Origin of the sequence: Lentzea kentuckyensis, from assembly GCF_002150765.1 — a bacterium.
Lineage (GTDB): Bacteria > Actinomycetota > Actinomycetes > Mycobacteriales > Pseudonocardiaceae > Lentzea > Lentzea kentuckyensis.
This window is the reverse complement of sequence record NZ_MUYM01000177.1, coordinates 1,132-2,029: the sequence shown is the minus strand read 5'-3', so window position 1 is coordinate 2,029 and position 898 is coordinate 1,132. Positions and strand designations below refer to the sequence as shown.

The 898-nt window shown below is 68.6% G+C and carries 2 protein-coding genes; both read right to left on the bottom strand.

All coding sequences use genetic code 11. From position 1 onward, the window contains the following. Positions 1-130: 130 nt before the first annotated feature. A complete protein-coding gene (locus B0F77_RS45265; RefSeq protein WP_143467269.1) occupies positions 131-397 on the bottom strand; it encodes a hypothetical protein in 267 nt (88 codons plus the stop codon). Between the two features lie 39 nt (positions 398-436). Then, positions 437-784 (bottom strand): hypothetical protein, encoded by a 348-nt coding sequence (locus B0F77_RS45260; protein ID WP_143467268.1) that lies wholly within the window; start codon positions 782-784, stop codon positions 437-439. Positions 785-898: the final 114 nt, after the last annotated feature.

Genomic DNA, 898 nt, shown 5'->3' with positions numbered 1-898 from the left:
GGCGCCGGACGGCTTGAGGGGTGCGGTGTGACCCGCTACAGGTCGCGGACGCGGTCGAACGGCCTGACGCCCCGGGGCCAATCGCTGAGCGCGATGAGTCCAAAGACGACTAGGAACACCAGCAGCACGGTTAGGGCCTCAGTCCGGCGGCGCGGCCGATGGCACGGACGCGCTTACGCTTGGCGGTGCCCCATTCGCTGTCGGAGAAGTCGCGGGACACGACGCGGGAGTAGGTGCGTCCACGGGGCCGGGTGCCGTGCTCAACGGTGATGTCGGTGTCGGCGCCCTCTTGTCCGGCGATGGTTCGAGCTGCGCTCGCAATGGATGACGCGGTGCGGGCAAGCTCCACGCGCACCTTGGGTTCGGCGACGATCGCGCGAAACAACTCGTCAGTCATGTGGAGCTTCACGCGCACACGTACACGCGGCATGGTCGGTCACCCCCGTACGCGTTGTAGGTCGAACTCGACGTGGTGCACGGCGCCGGGCCGCGTGGGGTGGGGCCAGCGGGCAACCTCGCCGATCACCTCGCACACGGTGCCGTCGGCAAGCTCGACACGGTCGGTTGCTCGGACGTCGATGTCGACACCGGCGCGGCTGACGACACGCCACCCGCTGATGGTCTGGTAGCGGGGTTCGGTCGTACTCTCCGTCATCACCGTCGGCTGGACGTTGACGCCGTCAACGGGGGTGCGTGCCGGGTTCGTCCAGTCGAACCGCTCGGAGTTGTACCGGTCGGTCACGACCGGCGCGCGGAGCACGGTGAACGAGCTGGTCCACATCACGGGCGTTCACCCCGGTTCAGCCGGTAGGACTCGACCGCCTCTGTCCATGCCTCCGTGGCACCGGCGACGGCACCGCCGAACCGGGTGGCGAACGACATGGACATGGAGCCGACG